The 26383-nt window shown below is 63.8% G+C and carries 20 protein-coding genes; 19 read left to right on the top strand and 1 reads right to left on the bottom strand.

Annotated features, from left to right (window positions below):
- Positions 1-15: 15 nt before the first annotated feature.
- From R2834_17410 to R2834_17395, 4 genes are all read left to right on the top strand, one after another.
- Positions 16-3051 (top strand): alpha-amylase family glycosyl hydrolase, encoded by a 3036-nt coding sequence (locus tag R2834_17410; protein ID MEZ4702116.1) that lies wholly within the window; start codon positions 16-18, stop codon positions 3049-3051.
- Between the two features lie 26 nt (positions 3052-3077).
- Positions 3078-3878: a hypothetical protein gene (locus R2834_17405; GenBank protein ID MEZ4702115.1), complete on the top strand. Its 801-nt coding sequence runs from the start codon at positions 3078-3080 to the stop codon at positions 3876-3878.
- 15 nt (positions 3879-3893) lie between these two features.
- The gene (locus R2834_17400) at positions 3894-4937 is read left to right on the top strand and encodes an LD-carboxypeptidase (protein MEZ4702114.1); all 1044 of its coding nucleotides are present in this window, start codon (positions 3894-3896) and stop codon (positions 4935-4937) included.
- Positions 4938-5141: 204 nt separating this feature from the next.
- Complete coding sequence (locus R2834_17395) at positions 5142-7343, top strand: FG-GAP-like repeat-containing protein (GenBank protein MEZ4702113.1); 2202 nt, start codon at positions 5142-5144, stop codon at positions 7341-7343.
- 37 nt (positions 7344-7380) lie between these two features.
- On the opposite strand, the gene R2834_17390 is transcribed toward R2834_17395, so the two are convergent.
- Positions 7381-8367 carry a hypothetical protein gene (locus R2834_17390; protein MEZ4702112.1) on the bottom strand — a complete coding sequence of 329 codons (987 nt, stop codon included), beginning with the start codon at positions 8365-8367 and terminating at the stop codon, positions 7381-7383.
- A gap of 351 nt (positions 8368-8718) precedes the next feature.
- On the opposite strand from R2834_17390, the gene R2834_17385 reads away from it, so the two are divergent.
- The 15 genes from R2834_17385 (at position 8719) to R2834_17315 (ending at position 26235) form a co-directional block, all read left to right on the top strand.
- Positions 8719-9816, top strand: coding sequence for an alkaline phosphatase family protein (locus tag R2834_17385; GenBank protein MEZ4702111.1), 1098 nt, complete (start codon positions 8719-8721; stop codon positions 9814-9816).
- A gap of 28 nt (positions 9817-9844) precedes the next feature.
- Positions 9845-11026 (top strand): membrane dipeptidase, encoded by a 1182-nt coding sequence (locus tag R2834_17380; GenBank protein MEZ4702110.1) that lies wholly within the window; start codon positions 9845-9847, stop codon positions 11024-11026.
- A gap of 76 nt (positions 11027-11102) precedes the next feature.
- Complete coding sequence (locus tag R2834_17375; GenBank protein ID MEZ4702109.1) at positions 11103-11699, top strand: GNAT family N-acetyltransferase; 597 nt, start codon at positions 11103-11105, stop codon at positions 11697-11699.
- Positions 11700-11706: 7 nt separating this feature from the next.
- Positions 11707-13584, top strand: coding sequence for a glycoside hydrolase family 13 protein (locus R2834_17370; GenBank protein ID MEZ4702108.1), 1878 nt, complete (start codon positions 11707-11709; stop codon positions 13582-13584).
- Between the two features lie 62 nt (positions 13585-13646).
- The gene (locus R2834_17365) at positions 13647-14858 is read left to right on the top strand and encodes an extracellular solute-binding protein (protein ID MEZ4702107.1); all 1212 of its coding nucleotides are present in this window, start codon (positions 13647-13649) and stop codon (positions 14856-14858) included.
- A 26-nt stretch (positions 14859-14884) separates the two neighbouring features.
- Entirely contained in the window at positions 14885-15772 is an 888-nt protein-coding gene (locus R2834_17360) for a sugar ABC transporter permease (protein ID MEZ4702106.1), read from the top strand.
- A 53-nt stretch (positions 15773-15825) separates the two neighbouring features.
- Complete coding sequence (locus R2834_17355; protein MEZ4702105.1) at positions 15826-16659, top strand: sugar ABC transporter permease; 834 nt, start codon at positions 15826-15828, stop codon at positions 16657-16659.
- 168 nt (positions 16660-16827) lie between these two features.
- Entirely contained in the window at positions 16828-17511 is a 684-nt protein-coding gene (locus tag R2834_17350) for a CDP-alcohol phosphatidyltransferase family protein (protein ID MEZ4702104.1), read from the top strand.
- Positions 17512-17664: 153 nt separating this feature from the next.
- The gene (ftsY, locus tag R2834_17345) at positions 17665-18621 is read left to right on the top strand and encodes a signal recognition particle-docking protein FtsY (GenBank protein MEZ4702103.1); all 957 of its coding nucleotides are present in this window, start codon (positions 17665-17667) and stop codon (positions 18619-18621) included.
- 289 nt (positions 18622-18910) lie between these two features.
- Positions 18911-20227 (top strand): GWxTD domain-containing protein, encoded by a 1317-nt coding sequence (locus R2834_17340; GenBank protein MEZ4702102.1) that lies wholly within the window; start codon positions 18911-18913, stop codon positions 20225-20227.
- Positions 20228-20257: 30 nt separating this feature from the next.
- A complete protein-coding gene (gene fmt / locus R2834_17335; GenBank protein ID MEZ4702101.1) occupies positions 20258-21205 on the top strand; it encodes a methionyl-tRNA formyltransferase in 948 nt (315 codons plus the stop codon).
- Positions 21206-21410: 205 nt separating this feature from the next.
- Positions 21411-22568, top strand: a complete 1158-nt coding sequence (locus R2834_17330) for a hypothetical protein (protein ID MEZ4702100.1) — start codon at positions 21411-21413, stop codon at positions 22566-22568.
- A gap of 187 nt (positions 22569-22755) precedes the next feature.
- Complete coding sequence (locus R2834_17325) at positions 22756-23751, top strand: MoxR family ATPase (protein ID MEZ4702099.1); 996 nt, start codon at positions 22756-22758, stop codon at positions 23749-23751.
- A 13-nt stretch (positions 23752-23764) separates the two neighbouring features.
- Positions 23765-24781, top strand: coding sequence for an HPr(Ser) kinase/phosphatase (gene hprK / locus R2834_17320; protein ID MEZ4702098.1), 1017 nt, complete (start codon positions 23765-23767; stop codon positions 24779-24781).
- A gap of 476 nt (positions 24782-25257) precedes the next feature.
- A complete protein-coding gene (locus R2834_17315) occupies positions 25258-26235 on the top strand; it encodes a M23 family metallopeptidase (protein ID MEZ4702097.1) in 978 nt (325 codons plus the stop codon).
- Positions 26236-26383: the final 148 nt, after the last annotated feature.

Genomic DNA, 26383 nt, shown 5'->3' with positions numbered 1-26383 from the left:
CAACGCAGATACATCATGAACCGGATTCATTCGGCTTTTTTTGCCATCCTGGCGCTGCTGGCGCTTCCGCTGGGCGCGCGGGCGCAGTCCGTCGACGTCACGTTCCGGTATCTCGGCACGCCGGCGGACGGCATCGTGCGCGCCTTCGTGCCGGGCGAGTTCAACAACTGGGGGCCGAATGCGAACGGGGCGATCGCCACGAATGCGGCGTCGCTGATGACGTTTGTCGACTCGCTGGGGCAGTGGATCTATACGACGCCGCTCCAGGTCGGCCAGACGTACCAGTACAAGGTGCACATCCATCGCAACGACGCCGGCACCGACTACGCCTGGATCACCGATCCCCTCAATCCGCGCTTCAATCCGGCCGAGAACAACAATTCGGTCGTCACCGTCTCCGACCCGATGGTCTTCCAGCCGGCGACCGAAGGAGATGCCGACGGGCTGATCGACGCGGTATCCGCCGGCGTCTTCGGCTCGCAACCCCTCGCGGCCATCGACTTCTGGATCAACGGCGTGGCGCGGGACGGGATGCCGTATTACAACGCGGAGACGGGCGTCTTCCGGTATGACCTGCCGGCGCTCGTGAAAGCCGGCTCCCAGTTCAAGATCCGCATCCGCGACGTGATCGGACGGCAGGATTCGCTGGAAATCGGCGCCCTGCAGCGGCCCGTCTCGTGGTCGACGACGGCCTTCCGCACCGTGCGCGAATCCGTAACTCCCCGCGCGCTGATCGCCCGGCAGGATGGCCGCATCGACTCGACGGTGACGGGGGCGACGCTGTACGTCAACGACATCCCGCAATCGGTGGAGGTTGCCGCCGGCGTGGCCATGCCCGACGTGGCGCTCGCGCTCGGCGAAAATGCCCTCGTGCTGGAGGCCGTGGTCGACGGCGAGACGTTTGCATCCGACACGCTCCGGTTGACGCGCCGGCTGCACCCGCTGGATCGCGTGTACGTCGATGCCGATGTGCAGGGCGCGGGCGGCGCCTGGCAGGTGCTGCTCACCCCGACGGATAACGCGCCGGCCGACCTGGCGGTCGAATGGTCGATCGACAGCCTCGCCACCACGGCGCCGGTCGACGGCGTCTCGTTCGCCGGCCTGTCGGCGTCCGGCACCGCCGGCGCGGGCGAAATTTATCTCGAGGCGCGGTCAATGGGCGGGGGAGACCCCGAGGGGGTGCTTCGTCGAATAGCTGTTATTGTTGAAGAGGATGGGACGGCCCGCGAGATGGCCTATGACGAGACGCCGGCGTGGGTCGATCGTGCCGTCGTCTACGAGATCTTCCCGCTCAGCTTCGGGCCCCAGGCGACGGGCACGGAAGCCAACCCCGGCCAGCGATTCAACCAGATCGCGGAGGAACTCGACTATATCGCGCAGATGGGGTTCACGACGCTCTGGTTCATGCCCGTGATGAACAACCAGTTTATGGACCCGATTTCTGGGGGCTATAATATCATTGATTTCTACAACGTTGACCCGAAGCTGGGCACGAACGACGACTTCAAGCGGCTCGTCGCCCGGGCGCACGAACTGGGGCTCAAGGTCATCCTGGACATCACGCCGAACCACGCGTCGCCGGCCCATCCGTGGGTGGATGCGCTCAAGCAAGGGGGCAGCGGCACGCCGCCGGGCTCCTACATCCAGGTGGAGCCCAGCGATCACAACCGGGGCCTCGACGGCCGGGGGCCGAACCTGCCGGAGGTCTGGCAGGCATCCGGCGGCGCCAACCTCTACCGCAAATACGACGGCTTCGGCGACCTCGCCAACCTGAACTGGGACGACGACGACCTCCAGGCCGAGTTTCTCGATATCCTCGCGCATTGGGTCGAAGAATTCGACATCGACGGATGGCGCTTCGACGTCTACTGGGGGCCCTGGCGGCGGTACGGACCGGAGCGCTTCGGCCGGCCCATCCGCACCCTCATGAAACGCATCCGCCCCGACGCCTGGCTGCTCGGCGAGATCGCCGGCACCGGGTTCTCCACCGAGGTCTATTACGCCGACGATGACAACGGCACCCCGGTCGAGGGAGGGATCGACGCCGGCTACGACTGGAATTTCTACTTCAACGCCATCCGCGGCACCTATCCGGACATCGCGAACTACGACAACCAGGCCCGGAACGGCGACTTCTGGCCGGGTCCGCATGCGCGCTATTTCCGCTTCCTGGAGAATCACGACGAGCAGCGGATCGCGAAGTCGGACGTGATCGCCGGCAACCCGCTCCGCATCCTGCCGCTCACGGGATTTTTGCTGACCACGACGGGCATCCCCATGATCTACCAGGGCCAGGAGGTGAACTTCGGCAACGTCGCCGGCGACGAGCGCCGCGTCTCGGTGAGCTGGCAGACCGCGCTGAACGGATCGTTCGCCCGGTTCCACCAGCAGCTGGCGCATGCGCGCACGCAGTTTCCGGCCTTCTCGACCCAGGACATCACGACGCTGTCCACCGCCAACGCGGTCTACAGCTTCGTTCGACCCTATCTCGACGAAAACGCGGTCGTGGCGATCAACTTTTCGAGCGAGGCGCGGACGGTGACCCTCAACCCGACGGCGGCCGTGGCTCTGACCACCGACGGACCGGTCGTGTACCATGACCTCTTCGGCGGGACGTCGTTCGTGGACGACGCGCTCGATGGGTTCGACCTCACCCTCGATCCGTTCGAGACGGTCGTGCTCATCGCCAACGGCGGACAGGATGTGGCGTTCGACCTGCCGGCGCTGCCGGCGTTGCCTTTTAACGCCGTATACACCGGCGTCGAGAGGGGGGACGATGACGCACAGACCGGCGTCCTGCTGGATCAGAACTACCCGAATCCGGTTCGCGACGCCACCTTGATTCGCTACGTGCTGCCCGAAGCCGGTCCCGTCAAGCTGGAGGTGTACGACATCCTCGGCCGCCTGCGGGCCGTGCTGGTGGATGGCGTCCAGGCGGCCGGCGTGCATCTCGCGCCGTTCGAACGCGTATCGCTACCCAGCGGCACGTATTTTTACCGGCTGGATGCCGGCGGTACGAGCCAGACCCGCACGATGACCATCGCCCGATAGTCCGCACCCTCGAACCATCACGCCACATGCACGAAGACCGACGCTACAGCGAAAAGGAAATCGCGGCCATCTTCGAGGAGGCCGCGCGCGCCCAGGAGACGGCGCGTAGCAAATCGGGGTCGCCGGAAGGGCTCACCCTTGCCGAGTTGCAGGCCATCGGGGCCGAGTCCGGCATCACGCCCGAATTCATCGCGCGAGCGGCTGCCCATCTAGATCGGCCTGAAGGCTCGGTCGTTCGGGAATCGCTGCTTGGCCTGCCGCTGAGCGTGGGCTACACCGCGGATCTGCCCGGGCCCATGAGCGATGAAGCGTGGGGCAGGATGGTGGCCGATCTGCGCGACACGTTCGAGGCGCAGGGGCGCATCCGGGAGGAAGGCGCGCTGCGGACCTGGTCGAACGGCAACCTCCGCGTGGCGGTTGAGCCGAGCGACGCGGGGTGGCGTCTGCGGATGCGCACGACCAAGGGCAATGCCCGCGCCGGCTTTTCGATGGCGGTTTTTGCGTTCATCATGGGCGCGATTTTCTTTTTGCTGTGGATGACCGGTATCATGCCCGAGATCAAACAGGCGGGCCTGATTTCGGGGATGACCTTTTTCCTGGCCGCCGGCCTGGCTTCGATGTCGGTTCCGATGGTCCAGCTGCCCCGCTGGGCGCGAACGCGGCGCCGGCAGATGGAAGAAGTGGCCCGGCGCGCGCTGGAACGCGCCGCGGGCACGGCCGTGGCCGCCCGCTCGGAGTCCGCAGAACCCGCCGTACGCCTCGATACGCCCGATGCCCCGGCCTCGGAAACCGCCGCACAGCGGACCGGCAGGACCCGCACCACCTGAACCAACGGCTAGAGCATGTCCCTCTCACGAAGAGCCTTCCTGGCCGCCGGCGGTTCGGCTGCCCTTGCCGCGCCGGCGCTGGCCACGAGCCCCCTCATGCCCGAAACCCGCCCGACCATCAAACCGAACCGATTGCGTCCAGGCGACACGGTCGGCATCGTCAGCCCCGCCGGCGTGACGTATCACCGGGTGCAGATCGAGATCCTCCAGGAGGTGATCGAGGTGCTCGGCCTCAAGATGAAGGCTGGCGCGCACATGCTGGATCGCTGGGGGTATCTCGCCGGCCGCGACGAAGACCGCGCTGCCGACATCAACGCGATGTTCGCCGATCCGGAGGTCGACGCCATCTTCGCGCTCGCCGGCGGATGGGGATCGGGACGCACGCTGCCCTATCTGGATTTCGAGCTGATCCGGACGCATCCAAAGATCTTTCTGGGCTATAGCGACATCACCGCGCTGCTCCTCGCGATCCAGGCGCGGACCGGGCTGGTCGCGTTCCACGGACCCAACGGCAACAGCCGCTGGAATACCTACAGCACCGACTACCTCAAGCGCCTGCTCTTCGAGGCGGAACCCGTGCGCATGACGAACCCGACGCGGCAGGACGACACGCTCGTGCAGATGAAGGACCGCGTCCACGTCATCACCCCGGGCCAGGCGCGCGGACGCCTTCTCGGCGGCAACCTCACCGTCCTCACCTCGATCATCGGATCGCCGTTTGTGCCCGCGTGGGAGGGCAGCATCCTGTTCGTCGAAGACATCGACGAAGACGTGTACCGGATCGACCGGATGCTCACCCAGCTCAAGCTCGCCGGCGTGCTCGACCAACTCGCCGGATTCGTCTTCGGCAAGTGTACGGACTGCGAGCCGGACAGCGGATATGCTTCGTTCACGCTGGAGGATGTGCTCGAGCAGCACATCAAACCCCTCGGTATTCCAGCCTGGAGCGGGGCCATGATCGGGCATATCGACGACCGGTTTACGGTACCGGTGGGCCTGGAGGCCGCGATCGACGCCGCGTCGGGGCAGATCACGTTGCTCGAAGCGGCCGTCGTTTGAGTCCCCGGGCCGAAGGCGCCGGGGGACATTCCCGCCGAGCCCTTCCGTGTCACCGCCGTTCGCTACGATAGCTAAACCGAAGCCAGGTCCAAGACATCCCCTCGCGGCTTCACGCCTTTGCGCCGTCTCAGCACATCCGGGATGGCTCCGGCGTTCGTCAATCTGTCACGTGCGCATCATCTCGCGCCCACGTCCTGCAAGCCCATGTCCTTCCGTTCGTATTGTCTCGCCGGCGCACTCTGCTTCGGCGCTCTCTTCGTTACCCGGGTGTCCCTGGCGCAGCTCTCCGATACCGCCGAACGCGACGACCGCCTCGGCCAGGTCGCGGCGACGGGCGATTTCAACGGAGACGGATTCCCCGATCTCGCGATCGGCGTGCCCGAGGAAGACGTGGACGGCATGTCGGATGCCGGCGCCGTGCATGTCGTCTACGGGTCGGCGGCAGGACTCACCGAGACCGAGATGCAGTTCTGGTCGCAAAACGAAAAAGGCGTTCCAAACGATGCCGGCCTCGGGGATGCCTTCGGAGCGGCGCTGGCCGCCATGGATTATAACAACGACGGCTACGACGACCTCGCCATCGGTGTCCCGGGCGAATCGTTTGGCGACATCAACGAGGCCGGCGGTGTGCTCATCCTCCTCGGGAGCGCGAGGGGCCTGTCGACGGGAGGAAACCAGTACCTGAATCAGACGCTGTCGGGCATGCCGGACCAGGCGGAAAACAACGACCGGTTTGGCGCGGCGCTGGCGGCGGGCGACTTCAATAACGACGGCTTTGGCGATCTGGCCATCGGCGTGCCCGGCGAAAACGTCGGCTCTGTCGTGGGCGCCGGCGCCGTTCACGTGTTCCTCGGCACCGAATCCGGTTTCGACCCGGCCGGCGGACAGTTCGTGCATCAGGATACCAACGGCATCCCGGATGCGGCGGAAGGGGGTGACGCGTTCGGCGCGAGCCTCGCGGCCGGCGATCTCAACGGCGACGGCTTCTCCGACCTGGCGATCGGGATTCCCGAGGAAGATGTGGCGGCGAAGATCGATGCTGGCGCGTTGCTGGTGCTATACGGCCAGAGCAGCGGTCTGGCCACGAACGGCGCTTCGTTCAGCCACCAGGATGCGGAAGGGATCGAAGACACCGCGGCCGACGCCGAGCAATTCGCGCGCACCCTCGTGATGGGCGACATCGACCGGGATGGACGCGACGACCTGGTGGTGGGCATTCCTTTCGAGGCCGGCAGCGCGCTGGCCGCCGGCAGCATCCAGGTGTTTTATGGCACCTCGGTGGGGCTCAGCGCGGGCAACGATCAACACTGGAATCAGGATACCGCATCCCTCGGGGCGACGGCCGGCCCGGGCGATCTCTTCGGCTATGCGCTCGCGCTCGGGGATTATAACGGCGACGGGTATCTCGACCTCGCCGTCGGCGCCCCGGGGAAGACGATCCAGGCGGTCTCCGAGGCCGGCGGCGTGTACATCCTGGCCGGCGCGTCGAACGGCCTGTCGGGGGCGGGGAGTCGGTTCTGGCAGCAGAACGACGGCGGCACGATCGAACGGAACGAACAGGGGGATTTTTGCGGGGGCGGCCTCGTCGCCGGCGATTTTAATGCCGATGGGTTTGCCGAACTGGGGGTCGGTGTGCCCCAGGAAGACGACGGCGGCGTTACCGACATCGGCAAGATCCAGCTGCTCAAGGGCTCGGCGGCCGGCCTCGTGGCGCAGGTCGAGCATACCTGGGCCCAGAACAGCCTTCCCGAACGCCCCGAACTCGTGGATCCCGAGGACGGCGAAATCATCGTCGTCGGTGGAGACGGCGCGCCCGTCGATCCGGCCGAGCCCTTCGATGTGTTCTGGTCGGAGTCGAGCGACGCCGACGGACAGACGGTGACCTATTACTGGCAGCTGTCGCTGACGCCGACCTTCAACATCCTTCCGATGAATGTCCCCGTCGGCACCGCGAACCGCTACAACACGACCGTGGGAGAGATCGGGCGCGTGCTCGGGGCCATCGGCATCCTGGCGGACAGCTCGTTCACCTTTTACCACCGCGTCGTCGCGACCGACGGCCGCGGCCAGAGCTATAGTGCGCCGTATGCGGTGACGCTGAAGCGGGGGCAAATCGTCGCGAACGAAGAAGGCGTCGTGCCGGAAGCCTTTGCGCTCGAACAAAACTACCCCAATCCGTTCAGCGGGCAAACCACGGTCGCCTACGTAACCACCCGGGCCGGCTCGGTCCGTCTCGACATCTTCAACCAGCTGGGCCAGCGGGTTCGCGCGGTCGTAGAGGGCTTCGAGCCGGCCGGATCCCACCGGGTCGACGTCGATCTGAGCGATTTGCCCAGCGGGGTCTATCTGTACAGGCTGCAGACGGAGACGGAGCAGGCGGTGCGCACGATGCTGCTGGTCCGGTAATCCGAAGGCGTGCGGCGGGCGCTCTTGCAAGGGTATGTCAGACGCCGGCGTTCGCCTTCCGCGCCCGATACGAAGCCTGCTTGCACCGATCCGAACAGTAGTCCTTCCGCCGGCCGGTGAGCGGCGCGCCGCATTCGTGCCACTTGCAGACGCGGTTGCCGTTTCCGGAGCGGCGATCGGCGCGGCCGCCGCTCTTTCGCACCTCAACGGCGTTCGCGTTGGGCGTCATCTCCAGCGCGCCGTGGTCCGGAAACAGACCGCCGTCGTTCTCGACGACATCCTTCATGCGCCCGTCGCCGTCGCCGCCCATAGACAGCAGGGGCATCGAACTCGAACCCAGCCCCAGCCAGTTTGTCTTCATCCGGTTGGCCCGCTCGACGGGGACGCCGATGGACTTGAGCAGATACGGCAACTCGATGCGGCCGGATTTGCGCAGCAGGTTGCGGGTGCGGCGCGACATCGACTCTTTCCAGAGCATGTCCATCCGCTGATGCTGGACGTGCGCCTTGAGCCGGCGGATGTTGCGGCGGTTGTCCAGCGCCAGCTGCTTGCGATCCAGCACCTCGCGTTTCTCCTCCACGTGCGTCTGATGCTCGTGCGCCACAGCAGCCCGGTCGGCGTTCGTGATCGGGTCGACGCTCTGGATCAGGAAGGCGAACACGAACATGCACGGCGCCGATGTCGGCAGGATCCAGGCGTAATAGAGCTGGATCCAGTCCGACGCGCCGCCCGATTGCGCCTGCGCCAGGATGCCGGCGGTGGCGTAGAACATCGCGAAAAAGCCGGCCCACAACGACACCCGGAGCATGGGGCCGATCAGGCGCCCGTCCTTCCAGTGGTTGTAGACCGCCCATAGCATCAGTTCGACGGACAGGATGCCGACGACCACGAAGACAAAAAAGACAATGTTGTGGGCGCGCGCAAACGCGTTGATGCAGTTGTGCGCGCCGGAGTATAGGAGAAACAGGATGTGTATCTTGTCGAGCGCGGGCATCTCCCGCTGCTTGAAGGACGTGTCGCTCATGGGTTGCAGCCTGTTGAGGTGGTGATGGCGGCAACAACGGGTAGCCCGACCCGTTGCCGAGCTACCCGTAGTTACCCTGCGCGCACCTGCGAGATCACATGCGCACATATAACATACATATGTTTATGTGTGCGCGTCAAGAGCTGATGTTTGGGATGGGCTACATGTTGCGGAAGCGTTGCAATTCGTCTCAAAACGTCGCGTCGGTACCGTAACGCGTTACGGTTACGCCTACCGGTTTTCCGTAACGGAAACCCGAACGGTAACGCGAAGATTTCAAAACGGCACGCGGCCGGCGTTTCGCCGGCGACGCGTACCTTCCCGGGTAGTATCACCAAGAAGAGGTATGTAATGATCAAACGAACCGGCGTCGCGATCCTCATTGTGCTGTTCGCCATGACGCTCCCGGCCGCGGCGCAATCGGCGCGCCAGACCGAAAACGTCGTCCTCATCTCGCTCGACGGCATGCGCTGGCAGGAGGTCTTTTCGGGCGCCGACCCTGTTTTGATACGGAACGACGATTTTGTGTCGGACACGACGCACCTCAAGGCCGCGTTTTGGAACGACGATGTGGCGACGCGCCGCCGGCAGCTGATGCCGTTTTTCTGGGAGCACATCGCCGTCAACGGCCAGCTCTACGGCGACAGGGCGGCGGGCAGCATGGTGGATGTCACCAACACCATGCGGTTTTCCTATCCCGGATACAACGAGATCCTGACCGGATTCGCCGACCCGCGGATCGACAGCAACGCCAAACGCCCGAATCACAACACGACCGTCCTCGAAGCCGCCATCCGTACGCCCGGCCTCGCCGGCAAGGTGGCGGCCTTCGGGTCGTGGGATGTCTTTCCCTTTATCATCAACGAAGTGCGCAGCGGCGTTCCCGTGAACGCGGGGTTCGAACACGCCGGCGGCACCCGGCTCACCGACCGCGAACGCTTCCTCAACGAGCTCCAGGACCAGATCCCCAGCCCGTGGTCGTCCGTCCGGCTCGATGCGTTCACGCACCACTATGCGCTCGAATACCTCCAGCGCGAGCGGCCCCGGCTACTCTACATCGCATACGGCGAGACCGACGATTTCGCCCACGATGGCGCCTACGACCACTACCTCCACGCGGCGCACCGCACGGACGCGTTCATCCGCGAGCTGTATACCTGGGTGCAGTCGGACCCCGGGTATCGGGACAAGACCACCTTCATCATCACGACGGACCACGGCCGCGGCACCGTGCCGATCGGCGCCTGGCGGAGCCACGGCGACGATGTGCGCGGCGCCGAGCAGATCTGGCTGGCCATCTTCGGCCCCGATACCCCCGGGCGCGCGCCGGAGACGCTCAAGGGGCAGTGGTTTCAAAACCAGGTGGCGTCGACCGTCGCGGCGTTTCTGGGCATCACGTACACAAACGATCCGGCTCCGGGCGCTCCGGTGCTTGAGGCGATGAAATGATGCGCGCCGGGTCGCAAGAGGAGGGACCATGACTCGTTGGCTGAACCGCGTTGCGACCGTGCTGGCCGTGGCCCTGCTGCTGTTTTTTTTGATCGCCCCGGGGCAGGTGGACCGGCGCATGAACCGGGTCGCCGGCGACGCCGGCCCGGCGCCGTCTGCCGACGCGCAGCGCATGTACGATACCCTCGCCGTCGCCGACCTGCACGCGGATGTTCTGCTCTGGGCGCGCAACATCCGGTACCGGTACGACCGGGGACACATCGATCTGCCGAGGCTGCAGGACGCCGGCGTGGCCCTGCAGGTCTTCTCCGCCGTCACGCGCGTGCCTACGGGCCTCAACTATGAACGAAACAGCGCGACGGGCGGCGACCTCATTACCTGGCTCGCGCTGACCGAATGGTGGCCCCCGCACACCTGGTTCAGCCTGCGTAACCGCGCGCTGTATCAGGCGGCGAAACTGGATCGGTTTGCGTCCGACTCGGACGGTCAACTCGTCGTCATCCACTCCCGGGAGGATCTCGAGGTCTTCCTCCGGCGCCGGCAGGCATCGCCCCGCATGGTCGCCGGCGTGTTGTCCCTCGAAGGACTGCATGCGATGGAGGGCCGAATGGACGCGCTGCAGGCGTTGTTCAACGCCGGCTACCGCCTGTTCGGACTGGCCCATTTCTTCGACAACGAAGTCGCCGGCTCGGCGCACGGCGAGGCGCAAGGCGGATTGACGCCGCTCGGGCGCGAGGCGCTGGCGTGGATGGAGGCGCACCGCGCCATTGTGGATCTCGCCCACAGCTCCCCGGCCACCGTCGATGAGGTGCTCGATCTCGCTACCCGTCCGATCGTCGTATCCCACACTGGCGTCCAGGGCACCTGCCCCGGCCCGCGCAACCTGACGGATGCCCAGATCGACCGGATCGCGGCGAAGGGAGGGCTGATCGGCATCGGGTTCTGGGATGCCGCGGTGTGCGAGCTGAGCGCCGCCTCCATCGCCCGGGCGCTCCGCTATACGGCCGATCGGGCCGGCGTCGATCACGTGGCGCTTGGGTCGGATTTCGACGGCGCCACCACGACGCCGTTCGATGCGACCGGTCTGCCGCATCTGGTCCCCGCGCTGCTTCAGGAGGGCTTCTCCGGGGCGGAAGTCGGACAAATCATGGGGGGAAACGTCATCCGATTCCTGCGCGAAAATCTGCCCGAGGATACCGCCGGCCCGTGAAGCGCTGGCGGCTACGCCGGCGGGTTGTATATTCACCGGAAAAGCTGCCCTTACGCATCGGTGTGCCGAGTACTCCATGGCCCAATCTATCCCACCCATCGACATCACGGCGCTGACGTTTCATCCGCTCACGGGGGATCGTTGGTCTGACCTGGAACGACTCTTTGGCGAGCACGGCGCGTGCGGCGGATGCTGGTGCATGTACTGGCGTTACATGCGCGCCGACTATGAAGCCGGCAAGGGCGAAAGCAACCGCCGCGCGTTTGAAAACCTGGTCCGCGAAGGACCCCCTCCCGGCGTGCTGGCGTACATCGATGGGGCGCCGGTTGGCTGGTGTGCGGTCGCGCCGCGCGCCAACCTGCTGAGGCTCTCCCAGTCCTTTATCCTCAAGCCGGTGGACGACCAGCCGGTATGGTCCGTCTCCTGCTTTTATGTCGATCCGGCATGGCGACGAGGGCATGTGTCCCTGGCGCTGCTCCGATCGGCGCTCGCGCTCGTGAAAGAACAGGGCGGGAAAATCGTGGAAGGATACCCGGTCATGCAGGGGCACAGCCATCTGCCGCCGGCGTTCGCGTGGACGGGCTTTCTGTCCACTTTCCTCGAGGCCGGCTTCACCGAATGCGCCCGCCGTTCGGAAACACGTCCCGTGATGCGCCTCACGCTTCCCGACTGATCCTGCTATGACGCACTCCCTGAATCTGTCTCCCGGCCTCATGGTGCGTGCCGCCCTGCTCGCCCTGATCCCCGGCTGTATGACGCCATCGCCGGGCGGCCCGAACGCGACGGGGGCGGACCCTGCGTGGGTGACCGATGCCGTCTTCTATCAGATCTTCCCCGAACGCTTCCGCAACGGGGATCCCTCCAACGACCCGACGCGCGCGTCGCTCGAGTTTCCGGACGTCGTGCCGGCGTCCTGGGCCATCTCGCCGTGGACGGCCGACTGGTACAGCCGGGCTCCCTGGGAGCGGGAGATGGGGCCCGACTTCTACGAGAACGGGGTGTTTCACCGCCGCTACGGAGGGGATCTCCAGGGGGTGATCGACAAGCTGGACTACCTGAAGGATCTCGGCATCAACGCCATCTACTTCAATCCGCTCTTTTATGCCCGGTCGATGCACAAGTACGATGGCAACACGTACCATCACATCGACCCCTACTTCGGTCCGGATCCGGCCGGCGATTTCGCGCTCATGGCCGAGGAAACGAGCGAGCCGGCGACGTGGCATATGACGGCGGCGGACAGCATCTTCTTCGCGCTGGTCCGCCAGGCGCACGACCGCTCCATCCGTGTCGTCATCGATGGGGTCTGGAACCACACCGGGCGCGACTTTTTTGCGTTTGCCGACATCGTCGCCCGGCAGGAGGAGTCGCCGTACAAGGACTGGTACATCATCAACGCCTTCGACGACCCGGCCACGCCGGCCAACGAGTTCGACTATGAAGGATGGTGGGGCGTCGAGACCCTCCCCCTGTTCGCCGACACGCCCGACGGCACCGACCTGCACCCGGGGCCGAAGGCGTACATCTTCGATGCGACGCGGCGCTGGATGGATCCCAACGGCGACGGCGACCCGTCCGACGGCGTGGATGGCTGGCGCCTCGATGTCGCACCCGACGTGCCGGTGAAGTTCTGGTCCGACTGGAACACGCACGTCCGCTCGATCAATCCCGAGGCCTACACGGTGTCGGAGGTGTGGGAAGATGCGAGCCGGTTTCTGCAGGATGGGGGCTTCTCCGCGACGATGAACTACCACGGGTTCGCCTTTCTCGTCAAGGGGTTTCTGGTGGATGGCACCCTGCCGGCGAGCGACTTCCTCGCGCAGCACGAAGCGCGCCGCGCCGAATACCCGCGCGCGATGCAGTACGCCATGCAAAACCTGATCGACTCCCACGATACGGACCGGGTCGGGTCGATGATCGTCAACGCGAAGTCTGAGTACGTCGAGGCCTGGAAAAACGATTACGACGCCAATGTGAGTCCGCGAAGTGTTTCGTGGTATGCGGTGCGCAAACCAAACGCGCGTGAGCGGCGCATCCAGGAACTCGTCGCGCTGATGCAGATGACGGGCATCGGCGCCCCGATGATCTATTACGGCACCGAAGCCGGCATGTGGGGAGCGGACGATCCCGATGACCGGATGCCGATGGTCTGGCAAGACCTTACCTACGAGCCGCAGCGGCTCGATCCCCTGGGGCGCGATCGGCCTGTGGATGCGGTAGACTTCGATCCCGCGATCTACGACTTCTATAAACAGGTCATCGCGTTGCGGGCGTCGCATACGGCGCTGCGCGGAGGGACGTTCGAGCCGATCGGGGCATTCGATAACGCGCAGTCCGTCGTCTTCGCGCGCCAGGATGCCTCCGAACGCCTCATCGTGGCGATCAACCGGAGCGACGCGGATCAGGAACTGACGGTGCCGCTGGGGGATGCGACGAGCGGACAGCGCGTGGTGTTCGTCACCGCCGGCGAAACCGATGCGATCCGTCTCGGCGGTGAAGGGGGCGAACTGGTCATCGGCCTGCCGGCGCTGACGGGCGCCGTCGTATCCGTGCGGTGAGAAGGATGCCGGAACGAAACCCCACATCGAGGTCTATCGGACGCCCGGCGAGATGGTGCGGCGTGCTCTGCCTCGTGGCGGCGGTGCTCCTGGCCGGCTGCGGACCCGAAGATACCCGTGTCCGGATCCGGATATGGCATCAGAAGAACGATGCCGAACGCGCGTTCTTCGAGGAGTCGGTCGCGGCCTACAACGCCGCGCATCCGGATCGGGTGGTCGAGGTCCTGTACAAGGAGACCGAAGAGCTGCGCAATCTCTATATCGTGGCCTCCGTGGGCGGGCAGGGGCCCGAACTGGTCTACGGGCCGTCGGACAATCTCTCCGTGTTTGCCCTTACGGGCTCAATCGCGCCGATCACGACGGTGCTCGACGACGCTTACCTCGCGCAGTTCGGCCCTTCGGGGGTGATCAGCTGGAACGACGAACCGTGGATGGTGGCGGATCAGGTGGGCAACCATCTCATCCTCGTCTATAACAAGGCGCTGATGCCGGTGCCGCCCGACAACACCGACGCCTGGATCGCGATGCTCCAGGCGCTGACGGTCGACGAGAACGGCGACGGCCGGCCCGAGCGCTACGGGCTTACCTGGAATTACACCGAACCGTTTTTTTTCATCCCGTTTCTCACCGGCTTTGGCGGTTGGATGATCGATGACGCCGGCAACCCGACGCTCGACACCGAGGCGACCGTCCGGGCCATCCAGTTCATCCTCGACCTGCGCGACCGCTACCGGGTCATCCCGAACGAGAGCGACTACAATATCGCCGAGACGCTCTTCAAGGAGGGGCGCGCGGCCAACATCATCAACGGGCCGTGGTCCTGGGCCGGCTACGGCGACGCCGGCATCGATTACGGCCTCGCCCGCATCCCCATGATGTCGGAGACGGGCCGCTGGTCCGCGCCCGTGATTTCGTCGAAAGGATATTCGGTTAACGCCAACGTCTCCGAGGAACTCAAACCCTATCTTCGGGACGTCCTGATCTACCTGACCGATGCCGATATGCAGCGGCAGATGGCGAGGCGCCTCGCCGCCATCCCGACCATCGACGCGGTCCGCACCGATTCGGTCGTCCTCGAAAACCCGATCCTCCGGGCGTCGATCCGGCAGGTCGACGTTGGGCTCCCGATGCCCCTCGCGCCGCAACTGAGGCAGGTATGGGACGGCATGCGCGGCCCGTATCAGCTGGTGATGAATGGCGCGATCTCCGCGGAAGAGGGCGCGCGACAGATGCAGGCCGAAGTGGAGAAGCGCATCGCCGACACGTTTCTTTAGGCGACCGCCGATTCGAACGGACAACCATGAACGACACCTTGCGTCAACGGCTGTTTCTGGTAGCGCTTCTCGGGCCGACCGTCCTGGTGGTGCTGGTCGTCGTCGCCTTCCCGTTCTTCGAGAATGTCCGGATCTCGCTCTCGAATATGAACATCTACCATATTCGCGACTGGAAGATCATCGGCTTTCAGCAGTATGCCGCCGTGCTGGCGGAGCCGCGGTTCTGGGAGATTCTCTGGAAGACCATCGCGTGGACGCTGACCAACATCGTGTTCCATGTCGGGCTCGGCGTCTTCCTCGCCGTCCTGCTCCACCAGCGGTTTATCGCGGGCCGCTCGGCCTGGCGCGTGCTGCTGATCCTGCCCTGGGCGCTTCCGCAGTACATCACGGCGCTGACCTGGCGCGGCATGTTCAACTACGAATACGGCGCGATCAACCAGATCATGACGCGGTACCTGAACCTGCCGGCGGTGGAATGGCTCACGTCGCCCTTCGAAGCGTTTGCGGCGGTGATCCTGACCAACATCTGGCTCGGATTTCCGTTCATGATGGTGGTCGCGCTCGGCGCCCTCCAGTCGATTCCCGCCGAGTTGTACGAGGCGGCGGAAGTGGATGGCGCGTCGGCGTGGCGGCAGTTCTGGAGCGTCACGGTGCCGCTGATCCGGCCGGCGATGGTGCCGGCGATCACGCTCGGGATCGTCTGGACCTTCAACAACATCAACGTCGTCTGGCTCGTCTCGAATGGGGGAGAACCCAGCGATCAGACCCATATCCTCGTCTCGTTCGTCTACGAGGCCGCCTTCTCGATGTACCGCTTCGGCTGGGCGGCCGCGTTGTCCATGATTATTTTTGTGATTCTCTTTACGTTCACCCAGGTTTTTCTGCATCGGACCAACGCCACGGAAGCGGCCTGAAGCCCGAGTTGAAGCCCTAGTTGAAGCCCTGGTTGAAAGCCTAGCCATCCCTCATGCGATCCGGATCCGTCATAGCGAAAGCCGGCACCTACGCGGTGCTCGCGTTGTTTGCGTTCATCTCGGTCTATCCCGTCACGCGCATCATCACGATTTCGCTGCGGCCGTCGGATCAGCTCCTCTCCACCTCGCTGGCGCTCATTCCCGAAGGCGCATCCCTCGAAAACTACCGCGAGCTCCTCTTCGACACGCCCTTCATGTCGTGGCTCCTCAACTCCTTCCTCGTCTCGCTCGTGGTCACGTTGACGGGGGTAACGCTCGCCTCTACCGCCGGCTACGCGCTGTCGCGTTTCCGTTTCACCGGGCGAGGCGCCCTCCTGAGCGGACTGCTGGTCACCCAGATGTTTCCGGCCACGATGCTCCTCCTGCCCCTCTACGTGCTGCTGATCAAGCTGCACCTGCTCAATTCCTACCTGGGCATCATCATCATCTATACCGCCACGGCGCTGCCGTTTTGCGTCTGGCAGATGAAAGGGTATTACGACACCATCCCGCCGGCGCTCGAGGAGGCGGCGCGCATCGACGGGTGTACGCCGTGGCAGGTGTTCTACAAAGTGGTGCTGCCCCTGGCCGCGCCGGCGCTGGTCATCACGGCGCTGTTTTCGTTCATGACGGCATGGAACGAATATGTCGTGGCCAATGTCGTGCTGCAGGATACGGATATGTTTACCCTGCCGCTGGGATTGAAACTCTTTCAGAGTACCCTGACTACAAAGTGGGGTTTATACGCGGCCGGGTCGCTCCTCGTCTCGATCCCGGTCGTTGCGCTGTTTCTGGTGCTGAGCCGGTATCTGATCTCCGGCCTCACCCTCGGCGCGGTCAAAGGCTGAGGCACATCGTTCGGCCGATTATTTCACGCTTTTCCTTCGCTCGCCCGTTCGGGCGTAACGACACGAGGATGTAGTGCCCAGGTTGTTCTCACGGGTAATCAGTACGCACCTTGGAACGACCCCTCGACAAACCATTTCTCACATTGTGCGTACCTTTCTAGTCCGTGTATGTACCGGTCGGTTTTACTCATGTCTGCCATGTCCGAGGGAAATAAGTTAAGCATCCGGACGCTCGGCACGTTCTGGACGGCTGCGAATATGCTCAGCATATTTCGCATCGTCCTCGTTTTGCCCATTTCCTATATGATCGTCGTCGACGGTCCGATGAAGTGGACGCTCGGTCTGATTCTTCTGGCGGTCGGCACGGACTGGTTCGACGGCACCATCGCGCGCTGGTCCCACACCGTCTCCGAGTGGGGCAAGGTGCTCGATCCCATCGCGGACAAGATCGCCGCCTCGGCCGTCGTGCTTTCGCTGGTGATCAAGGGGAGCCTGCCCGGCTGGTTCCTGATGCTGGTGCTGAGCCGGGATCTGATGATCGTGCTCGGGAGCGTCATCGCGGCGCATCGGCTCAATCGGGTGCTGATGAGCATCTGGATGGGGAAAATCGCTGTCTTCTCGCTCTCGCTGACCGTGCTCGCCGCACTGCTCAAGGCCGATCCGCCGGTGATGCAGGTGTCGATCTGGATCACGTCGGTTCTCTTTATCTATTCCTTTCTGCTCTACGTCGTGCGCTACGTGACCATCTTCCGGTCCGCCGGCGGCAGCCACGACGAAGGCGACGGCGCCACGGGGCGCGACGTCCCCTTTTCTGTGACGGCCGTCGAGCCCAAGGCGGAATCCGTGGGCTGAATGCGTTTCCACGCTGTTTGCACGGAACGGCTCCTCTCCTTCGACGTATCGGCATCTCTCTGTTGAGCGCCCTGCAGGGCCGGCGATGATGGCTGCTGGCGGTGCGCTGACGCATTGCCTCATTCACCAGATTGACGTCGATCCGGCGGCCCGATGGGACTTTTTGATCGTTTTAAAACCCGGGACAAGGAGCAGGAACGCCTCGAACAGGGCCTCGAAAAAACGCGGACCAGCTTTCTCAGCAAGCTCGGTCGCGCCCTGCGCGGCAAGGATCAGATCGACGAGGAAGTCCTGGACGACCTCGAGGAAGCGCTCGTGACGAGCGACGTCGGGGTCAAGACGACCCTCGAGGTCATCAGACGGGTGGAAGAGCGGGTGGCCCGGGATAAATACCTGGATGCCGCCGAACTCAACACGATGATTCAGGATGAGATCGCGCGGCTGGTGATCGGGGACTCGCCGGAGCGGCCGGCCGATTTCAGCGCTCCGCTACCCAACAAGCCGCACGTCATCATGGTCGTCGGCGTGAACGGGGTGGGCAAGACGACGACGATCGGCAAGATGGCTTTTCAGTTCAAACAGGCCGGCCGGAACGTCATCCTGGGTGCGGCGGACACCTTCCGAGCCGCCGCCACCGAGCAGCTGGGCATCTGGGCAGAACGCGCGGACGTCCCGATCGTCAAGCAGGGCCATGGCGCCGATCCCGCCGCCGTGGCCTTCGATACGATCGCCTCCGCCATCACGCGGGGTAGCGACGTGGTGATCATCGATACGGCCGGCCGGCTCCATACGAAAGGCGGCCTCATGGACGAGCTGACCAAGATCAAGCGCGTGATGAGCCGGCAGATCCCGGATGCGCCGCACGAGGTGATTCTGGTCCTGGATGCCTCCACGGGCCAGAATGCGATCCGTCAGGCGGAGGAGTTTACCAAGAGCGTGGAGGTGACCGGCCTCGCGCTGACCAAGCTCGACGGCACCGCGAAGGGCGGCATCGTCATCGGCATTTCCAACGAGTTTCAGATACCGGTTAAATACATCGGGGTCGGTGAAGGGATCGAGGATCTTCAGGTATTCGACCGCCGCCGCTTTGTAAGTGCGCTTTTCTCGTAATGCCCGGAGGGCCTGCGGGGGTAAAAAACAGTACCCGCCTTGCCCCATTGGGTGAATCTTTGCGACTGTTCAGTTGCGGAATTAAACGGTCCGACGGCTCCATGCCCCCGGAGCGCCTGGGTCGGCCACATATTTGGGCCAGAACGCAAAAAGTATGGCGCAACGTTCCTCACATACGAAATGATGTGAAGAAACGTTATTAAAGCGGTCTGCTCTTTGCTGTTCGAGCGTCTTCGGCCACGCTGCATACGTATCCGCCACAATGCGTTTTTACCTTGTCCTGTTGCTTATGCTCTGCTGTAGCGCCCCGCTTGCCGGCGGCGTTCAGGTTGCGCACGCGCAGGTGCAGGATGGGTTTTCGGTCGACATGGTCAGCACCAGGGCTCCCGAGGAGCCCGGCAAGGCCAGGCTGGATCTCTACGCGTCGATCCCCTTCACCCATCTCCAGTTCCTCAAGGCCGCCGGCGGCTTCTCGGCCAGCTACGCCGTATATGTAGAGGTCAATCGCGTCGACGAGCAGAACGACGTGCAGGAACTGGTCGAGAACCCCGCCTGGGAAGCGACCGCGTTCGCCGACCATTTTGCCGCGACGCAGTCGCCGGTCAACGCCGCGCTCACGACCCGCTCCCTCTACCTGGAGCCCGGCCGGTACCGCGTGCGCATCCAGGTGCAGGATCGCGCCAACGCGATGCAGATGCAGCAGGAAATGGTTGCCGAGGTGCGCGACTTTTCCGCCCCGATCACCGTGAGCGACCTCATCCTGGTGAACGATTTCAGCGCGGAAACCCAGAGCATCGTGCCCCGCGTCTCGGATCGGTTGACCCTGCGAGACGCTTCGTTCAAGTTCTTTTATGAAGTCTACGCCGACGTGCCGGCCGAAGTCCGCGTCGAGCGCGTCGTCATTCGCACCCAGAAGAGCAAAAGCCTCCCGTTCATGCGCTGGTTTCTGCGCCGCTGGCGCGACGAGGAGCCCTTCGGGGAGGTAGCGTATAACTTCGACGCCACCGTCCAGCTGAAAAAAGGCCGTAACCCGGTGGTCGTGACGGTCCCGCTGCAGGCCTATGAGGTGGGCGAATACGAATTGCGCGTGGCACTCCGCGACGCGGATGGACGATTGATCGATCTCGCCGCACGCGCGGTGTCGCTCGTCGAGTCCGATGCCCAGCACGAAGGGCGGGATATCGATGAAGCCATCGATCAATTGGCCTATGTCGCCAAGGCCCGAGACCTGCGTTATATCCGCGAAGGCAAGACCAAGCAAGAACGCTACGACCGCTTCCTGGAATTCTGGCAGAAACGCGATCCCACGCCGGCGACGCCCGACGTGAACGAACGCATGGAGGAGTATTACCATCGGATCGACTTCGCCAACCGCCATTATTCGGGTCAGGAACGCGGCTGGGAAAGCGACCGGGGCCATGCGATGGTGCTGTATGGCGAGCCGGATGAGATCGAGCAGGGCCAGGCCAACGCCGACGTCAAACATCCCTACGAGATCTGGCACTATCGCCGCATCGGCCGGCGGTTTGTATTCATGGACGAATCGGGTCGCGGTGAATTTCGGCTGATCAGCCCCCCGTGGGACGAGCGTTCCACAATCCGGTGACGCCGGATGCGGGTGAGGTAGCGAGCGCGCATGAGTGATCGCCAGACGTCCGCGCCGCGGATTGTATTCATGGGGACGGCAGCCTTCGCCGTGCCGTCGCTCGAGGCGCTGTGTGCGGCCGGGTTCACGCCGATCGCCGTGGCCACCGGCGCCGACAAGCCCCGTGGACGCGGACAACACGTTACCTTCACCCCCGTCAAGGAAGCGGCCGTTCGGCTCGGCATCGATACGCTGCTTCAGCCCGAGCACGTCAAGGATCCGGCCTTCGCACAGGCCGTGGCCGCCCTCCATCCCGATATCGTCGTCGTCGTCGCCTACCGCATTCTGCCTCCCGCGGTGTATACCGCGGCCCGTCTTGGCGCCTTCAACCTGCACGGATCGCTCTTGCCCCGCTACCGCGGCGCGGCGCCCATTCACCGGGCCGTCATGGCCGGCGAGACCGAAACCGGGGTCACGACGTTTTTTCTGGCCGAACAGGTCGACACCGGCAACCTGATTCTCCAGCGCAGTATGCCCATCGGCCCGGATGAAACGACGGGCGAGGTGCACGACCGGATGATGATGCTCGGTGCCGAGGCGGTGGTCGAAACCGTCCGGCGCATCGTCGCCGGCACCGCCACGCCGTTGCCCCAGAACAACGAAGAGGCCACGGCGGCGCCCAAGCTGTTCAAGGAAGACGGCGTCATCGACTGGGGCCGGCCCGCAAAGGCTGTGCACGACTTCATCCGGGGCCTCTCGCCCTTCCCGGGGGCCTGGACGCGGCACGGCGATACGATGCTCAAGATCTACCGGTCAACCATCGTCGACGGGGCGGGGGCGCCGGGTGAGGTGCTCGAAGCGGGCAAGCGGCTCGTCGTCGCGTGCGGCGAGGGGGCGGTCGCGCTGCTCGAAGTGCAGCAGGAAGGTCGCCGCCGGCTGCCGGCCGACGTGTTCGTGAACGGGTATGCGCTGAAGGCCGGCGATCGCCTCACACCCTGAGCTGTTTGGAAATTCGTTTCAATTGCACAAACACAGAGTGTGTGGTGCAGTAAGGTACAGCGCCTCCCGTCGCTGAAGTGCCCCGCTCGTTGCTCCTGTCCGTCTCTTGCTCTTTTACCGCTTCGTGATGTCTTCAGGCTTTCCGCGCCCCCGGCATACACGTCCCGTGGCCCTGTTCGCTTCGTATGAGCGTGCATTCCAACGCATGCCAAAGCGTGAACGCTTGCGTTCCGACCAGTTGACCGACCGGGCGCGCCACTTGCTGACCGATCGCTTCGGAGCGGGCGGCGATACCCACGTGGGTTATGCGCACTCCGGTTTCGGCCTCTTCGCTCAGCACACCTGCTTCGTCGATGGCGAGGCCGCGCTGCTCTCCCTGTCGCAGGGGACGGCCGTCGCCGTGCGCGTGGTGGACGAAGGACCGTCCGTGATGGTGGGGGAGGGGCCCGGCACCCGTTTCGACATCGAGGCCCTGGAGGCCGGGCAGCTGGATGCCCCGTTGTGGGCGCGCGTCGTGGCGGCGGTCTGGCCGATGGTGCGCGAGGCCGGCCGGCACGTCCAGGTTGCTGTTATTGCGACGGGGGTCCCCAATGTCGCGGAGCCCTATCTGGCGTCGATCGCGGTCGCGACCATGCGGGCCTTGCTGCTCGCGCGGGGCCGGGAGGAAGGCGTGGAGCTGCCTTTTTCAGCCCTCAGCGCTGAAATCTCCCGCCTGATCCGCGGGCCCTACAGCATGGCGTATTTAATGGCCGCCGATGCCGGGTCCGTCGACACCATCGTGATGGTGAACACCCTGACCCGGGCGCGTCGCAACATCCCCATCCCGGGCGGCGATGCGATCTGCTGGGGCATCGTGGATGTCGGTTCGGGCGCGCCGCGCGACGAAGGGGCGTACCGGCAATTCGCACACCTCGCCGAAGAGGCGCTCCAGATTCTCAAGAAAGGGCCGTACCGGGACCTCAGGTCGCTCGCATCGCTCGAGTTTCGCGAGCTGAACCGGGCGCTCGGAAGCCTGCCCAAAAAGCTTCGGCCGGTGGTTCGCTTTCTCGTGGGCGAAACCCACCGGGCCCACCACCTGGATACGGCGCTCAAGCGATCCGACTGGCAGGTCGTGGGCGGACTGCTTTTTTTCTCGCATGCCGCGCTGCGTCAGGAGTGGGCGGGCACGAATGAGCAGGTCGATTACGTTGTAGAGACGGTGGAGTCGCTCGGCGGCGAGGGCATGTACGGGGCGTGTCTGTCGGGGCGTAGCGGATGCGTGCTCGTGGTCGGGCAGCGCTACGCGGTGCCCAGCTGCATCGAACGCATCAAGGAGGGCTTCATGGATCGATTCGGGCGGGAGCCCGAGGCGATGCTCCTCTAGATGCCGGGCGCCTCCGCGGGGGCGGGGCCTGCACGAACGCGCTCCCGGGCCGGCGGCAGGGAAACATCGCCCGGAACCACGGATTTCAGGGGATGCATTTCGTCGGATTGCGCCCTACTTTGCAGCGGTTCGTGGTTCCGATGTCGCGTACCGTATCCATCCAGACTCACCCAAAACGAAACAGAGTATGGCCCAATTTGATCTGGCCGTTGTGAACGAGCGGATAGCACAGGAAAGCGTCTTTGTCGATGAATTGCTCAACGAGATCGGGCGGGTGGTCGTCGGTCAGCGCTACATGGTGGAACGCCTGCTGATCGGGCTGCTCGGCGACGGCCACGTGCTGCTTGAAGGCGTACCGGGTCTGGCCAAGACACTGACCGTCAGTTCGCTGGCCCAGGCGATCAGCACCCAGTTCCAGCGCATCCAGTTCACGCCGGACCTCCTGCCGGCCGACCTGCTCGGCACGCTGGTGTACAACCAGCAGGAGAACAGCTTCACGATCAAAAAAGGGCCGATCTTCTCGAACATCATCCTGGCGGACGAAATCAACCGGTCGCCGGCGAAGGTGCAGAGCGCGCTCCTCGAGAGCATGCAGGAGCGGCAGGTAACGATCGGCGAGACCACGTTCAAGCTCGAGGAGCCGTTCCTGGTGCTGGCCACCCAGAACCCGATCGAGCAGGAAGGCACCTATCCGCTGCCGGAGGCGCAGGTGGACCGGTTCATGCTCAAGATCAAGGTCGGCTACCCAACCCGCGACGAGGAACTGGAAATCATGCGGCGCATGGCGCGCACCGGTGAAAAACTGACCGTGCGGCCGGTGATCAAGCCGGCGCAAATCCTCTCCGCCCGCCTCGTGCTCAACGATCTGTACATCGACGAACGGGTCGAGAAATACATCGTCGACCTCGTCATGGCCTCCCGTCAGCCCACGCAGTACAAGCTCGATGCGCTGACGCCGCTCATCGAATACGGCGCTTCTCCGCGCGCCACGATCAACCTCAACCTCGCCGCCCGGGCGCATGCCTTCCTGCAGCACCGGGCCTACGTGATGCCGGAAGACGTCCGCTCGATCGCGATGGACGTGATGCGGCACCGCATCGCCCCGACCTACGAGGCCGAGGCGGAGGAGGTAACGAGCGAGGACATCGTGCAGCGCATTCTCGACAAAGTCGAAGTACCCTGACGTTTCGGCCGATATGGCGCACACACCCCAAGTCTTCAAAAAAGAGAGTCTGTCGGTCGATTTTATCGTCGAGCAGCTCTCGGCCCGGATGGGGCTTGAAATCTCGTCCGTCAACGCCGTGGACGCATCGCGCCGGCGGGTGACGGAGAGCAACCTGCATCGTCCGGGGCTCGCGCTGGCCGGCTACGTCGATCTTTTTACGTACCAGCGTGTGCAGATCCTGGGAAACACCGAAACCCAGTTCCTGGGGCATTTGAAGGAGAACAAGCGCCGCGAAGCCTTCGAAAATTTGATCCAGTTTCCCATTCCGTGCATTTTTCTGACGGAAAACAACCAGCTGGATCCGGAACTGGTGGAGATGGCGACGAAAGTGGAGGTGCCTGTCTTCGTGACGGCGACCCCCACGACTCGCTTCATGTCCCTCCTCGGCGAGTTTTTGAACGATCAGTTTGCCCTGCAGCAGCCCGTACACGGGTCGCTGGTCGCGGTCTACGGCATCGGATTGCTCATCATGGGCAAATCCGGGATCGGGAAGAGCGAAGTCGCGCTCGACCTCGTGGAGCGCGGACATCGGCTGGTTGCGGACGATGTGGTGATCGCCACAAAACAGGGCGAGCAGATCGTAATGGGCTCCGGTACCGACCTGGTGCAGCACTTCATGGAAGTGCGCGGTCTCGGGCTCGTCGACATCCGGGCCATGTTCGGCATCCGGGCGATTCGCTTCCAGAAGCGGATCGAGGTCGTCGTCAACATGCAGTTATGGGATCCCGACGAGGATTATACCCGCATCAGCATGGTGGATGATACCTATGCCATCCTCGGCGTCGATCTCCCCCTCGTAAAAGTCCCCATCACCCCCGGAAAAAACATCACGGTCATCTGCGAGGTGATCGCGATGAATCATCTGCTGCGTCACTACGGATACGATCCGGCCGAGGTCTTTGCCAAGCGCCTCGCCGAGCGAATCCGGAAAAACGAATCGAGCATGCCGCTGCGCGGTATCGAATATTTCGAGCACGATTACGAATGACGCAGGGTTTAATATGGGGAACGTATTGCCAGGGCCGTAGTTTGGCAGAAAAATTGTATAGAGGTGATGGAAATGACACGATTCCAGCGCCATCTTTCCGTTTCGTGTCGCACGATGGGTCTCACTGTTGACAAGGGATATCCTCGCTCCTATATTTCTTGGGCCAGAAAATAAGCGTAGCCAGGTGTACAGAGTGTTTTCTCATTCTCGTTCGTGCTACCCCTTGTTTGATAGTGGACTATCCCCCACAGGTAGTCCGGTATCTCATAGTAAGCTTAAGTGAACAGCCAGGCGGCCGATTGCCATTGTAACCTGATGGACATCATGCAGACAATCGCACGGTTGCGCCTTACTGGTCGTGAAGTTCTCGAAGAGGCGTATGCTCCCCGGATTCGTCAAGCGAGCTTCCGTGATACCTCTTCCTGCTGTGAGCATGCACTGGATTCGAAGTAAATGGCGGGATAAGCGTTGCTCCTATGGCAAAAAATAGATATTACTACTACGACGAACAGACCTTCTCGTTTGTCGAGTTAAAGCCTAAGCGCTCTAAAATGATCAAGAAGGGCAGTGTGCTCTTCTTGATCGCTCTGGTGATGGCCGGCTTCCTGACGTGGGGGATCGACCAGATGGTGGGCACCCCGGAAGAACTCGCGCTCATCCATGAGAACGAGGTGCTTCAGGAACAGCTGACCACCGTACGGCAGAAGATGTCCGAGTTCTCGGCTCAGCTGGATGCACTGGCCCAGTCCGATCAGGAGCTCTACCGGACCATCCTCCAGGCCGATCCGATTCCTGAAGATGTGCGCCAGGTCGGTGTCGGCGGCGCCGACGCCTACGATGAATTCGATGGGTTCAGCCCGAGCACGAGCGAACTGCTCCGCGAAACGGCCGCCCAGCTCGATCAGCTGGAGCGCCAGATGAACCTCCAGAACGAAAGCTACCGCGATCTCGCCAATCTGGCGGAAAAGCGGAGCGACTGGCTCGCCCAGATGCCGGCCATCCTGCCGGCCGACGGCCCCGTCGTTTCGGGCCATGGCCAGCGGTTCCACCCCATTCTTCGCATTAACCGGATGCACCACGGCATCGATATCCTGGTGTCCCGCGGCACGCCCGTCCATTCCTCGGGCGACGGCGTCGTTCTCGAAGCGGGTCGCAACTCGGGTCTCGGTAATTTTGTGAAGATCAAACACCCCGTCACGGGATACACCACCGTTTATGCCCACCTCTCGGAAATCCCGTCGGGAATCGCCCGGGGCAAGCAGGTTAAGCGGGGTGAGAAGATCGGATACAGTGGCAATACGGGGCTTTCCGCAGCACCGCACCTGCACTACGAAGTGCGTGGCGCCGACGGTCGCTCGGTCAATCCTATCTACTTCTTCCTGCCCAACATGACGCCGGAGCAGTACCGCGAGATGTTCGCCGAAGTTGAGGCGACGGAAAGTTCGCTCGACTGATCCCGGTCCAAACAGGGCTCGCGTTTCTCTTTCCCCAGTCGGAACACACGCATCGCTCGCGCGTGCCCCGCATGAGTATGGCTCAGCGGGACGGGTGGCGTAATTGCCCACGAGCAGATATTGCTTTTATAAAACGAACGTCCTATCG

Source organism: Rhodothermales bacterium (assembly GCA_041391505.1).
Classification (GTDB): domain Bacteria; phylum Bacteroidota; class Rhodothermia; order Rhodothermales; family JAHQVL01; genus JAWKNW01.
The sequence above is the reverse complement of the archived record's forward strand: the minus strand, read 5'-3'. Positions and strand labels throughout refer to the sequence as shown.

Bases quoted from the DNA above. Each gene is read 5' to 3' on its own strand.
- R2834_17410 (MEZ4702116.1), top strand. From the start codon at position 16: ATGAACCGGATTCATTCGGCTTTTTTTGCCATCCTGGCGCTGCTGGCG.
- R2834_17405 (MEZ4702115.1), top strand. From the start codon at position 3,078: ATGCACGAAGACCGACGCTACAGCGAAAAGGAAATCGCGGCCATCTTC.
- R2834_17400 (MEZ4702114.1), top strand. From the start codon at position 3,894: ATGTCCCTCTCACGAAGAGCCTTCCTGGCCGCCGGCGGTTCGGCTGCC.
- R2834_17395 (MEZ4702113.1), top strand. From the start codon at position 5,142: ATGTCCTTCCGTTCGTATTGTCTCGCCGGCGCACTCTGCTTCGGCGCT.
- R2834_17390 (MEZ4702112.1), bottom strand. From the start codon at position 8,367: ATGAGCGACACGTCCTTCAAGCAGCGGGAGATGCCCGCGCTCGACAAG.
- R2834_17385 (MEZ4702111.1), top strand. From the start codon at position 8,719: ATGATCAAACGAACCGGCGTCGCGATCCTCATTGTGCTGTTCGCCATG.
- R2834_17380 (MEZ4702110.1), top strand. From the start codon at position 9,845: ATGACTCGTTGGCTGAACCGCGTTGCGACCGTGCTGGCCGTGGCCCTG.
- R2834_17375 (MEZ4702109.1), top strand. From the start codon at position 11,103: ATGGCCCAATCTATCCCACCCATCGACATCACGGCGCTGACGTTTCAT.
- R2834_17370 (MEZ4702108.1), top strand. From the start codon at position 11,707: ATGACGCACTCCCTGAATCTGTCTCCCGGCCTCATGGTGCGTGCCGCC.
- R2834_17360 (MEZ4702106.1), top strand. From the start codon at position 14,885: ATGAACGACACCTTGCGTCAACGGCTGTTTCTGGTAGCGCTTCTCGGG.
- R2834_17355 (MEZ4702105.1), top strand. From the start codon at position 15,826: ATGCGATCCGGATCCGTCATAGCGAAAGCCGGCACCTACGCGGTGCTC.
- R2834_17350 (MEZ4702104.1), top strand. From the start codon at position 16,828: ATGTACCGGTCGGTTTTACTCATGTCTGCCATGTCCGAGGGAAATAAG.
- ftsY (MEZ4702103.1), top strand. From the start codon at position 17,665: ATGGGACTTTTTGATCGTTTTAAAACCCGGGACAAGGAGCAGGAACGC.
- R2834_17340 (MEZ4702102.1), top strand. From the start codon at position 18,911: ATGCTCTGCTGTAGCGCCCCGCTTGCCGGCGGCGTTCAGGTTGCGCAC.
- fmt (MEZ4702101.1), top strand. From the start codon at position 20,258: ATGAGTGATCGCCAGACGTCCGCGCCGCGGATTGTATTCATGGGGACG.
- R2834_17330 (MEZ4702100.1), top strand. From the start codon at position 21,411: ATGCCAAAGCGTGAACGCTTGCGTTCCGACCAGTTGACCGACCGGGCG.
- R2834_17325 (MEZ4702099.1), top strand. From the start codon at position 22,756: ATGGCCCAATTTGATCTGGCCGTTGTGAACGAGCGGATAGCACAGGAA.
- hprK (MEZ4702098.1), top strand. From the start codon at position 23,765: ATGGCGCACACACCCCAAGTCTTCAAAAAAGAGAGTCTGTCGGTCGAT.
- R2834_17315 (MEZ4702097.1), top strand. From the start codon at position 25,258: ATGGCAAAAAATAGATATTACTACTACGACGAACAGACCTTCTCGTTT.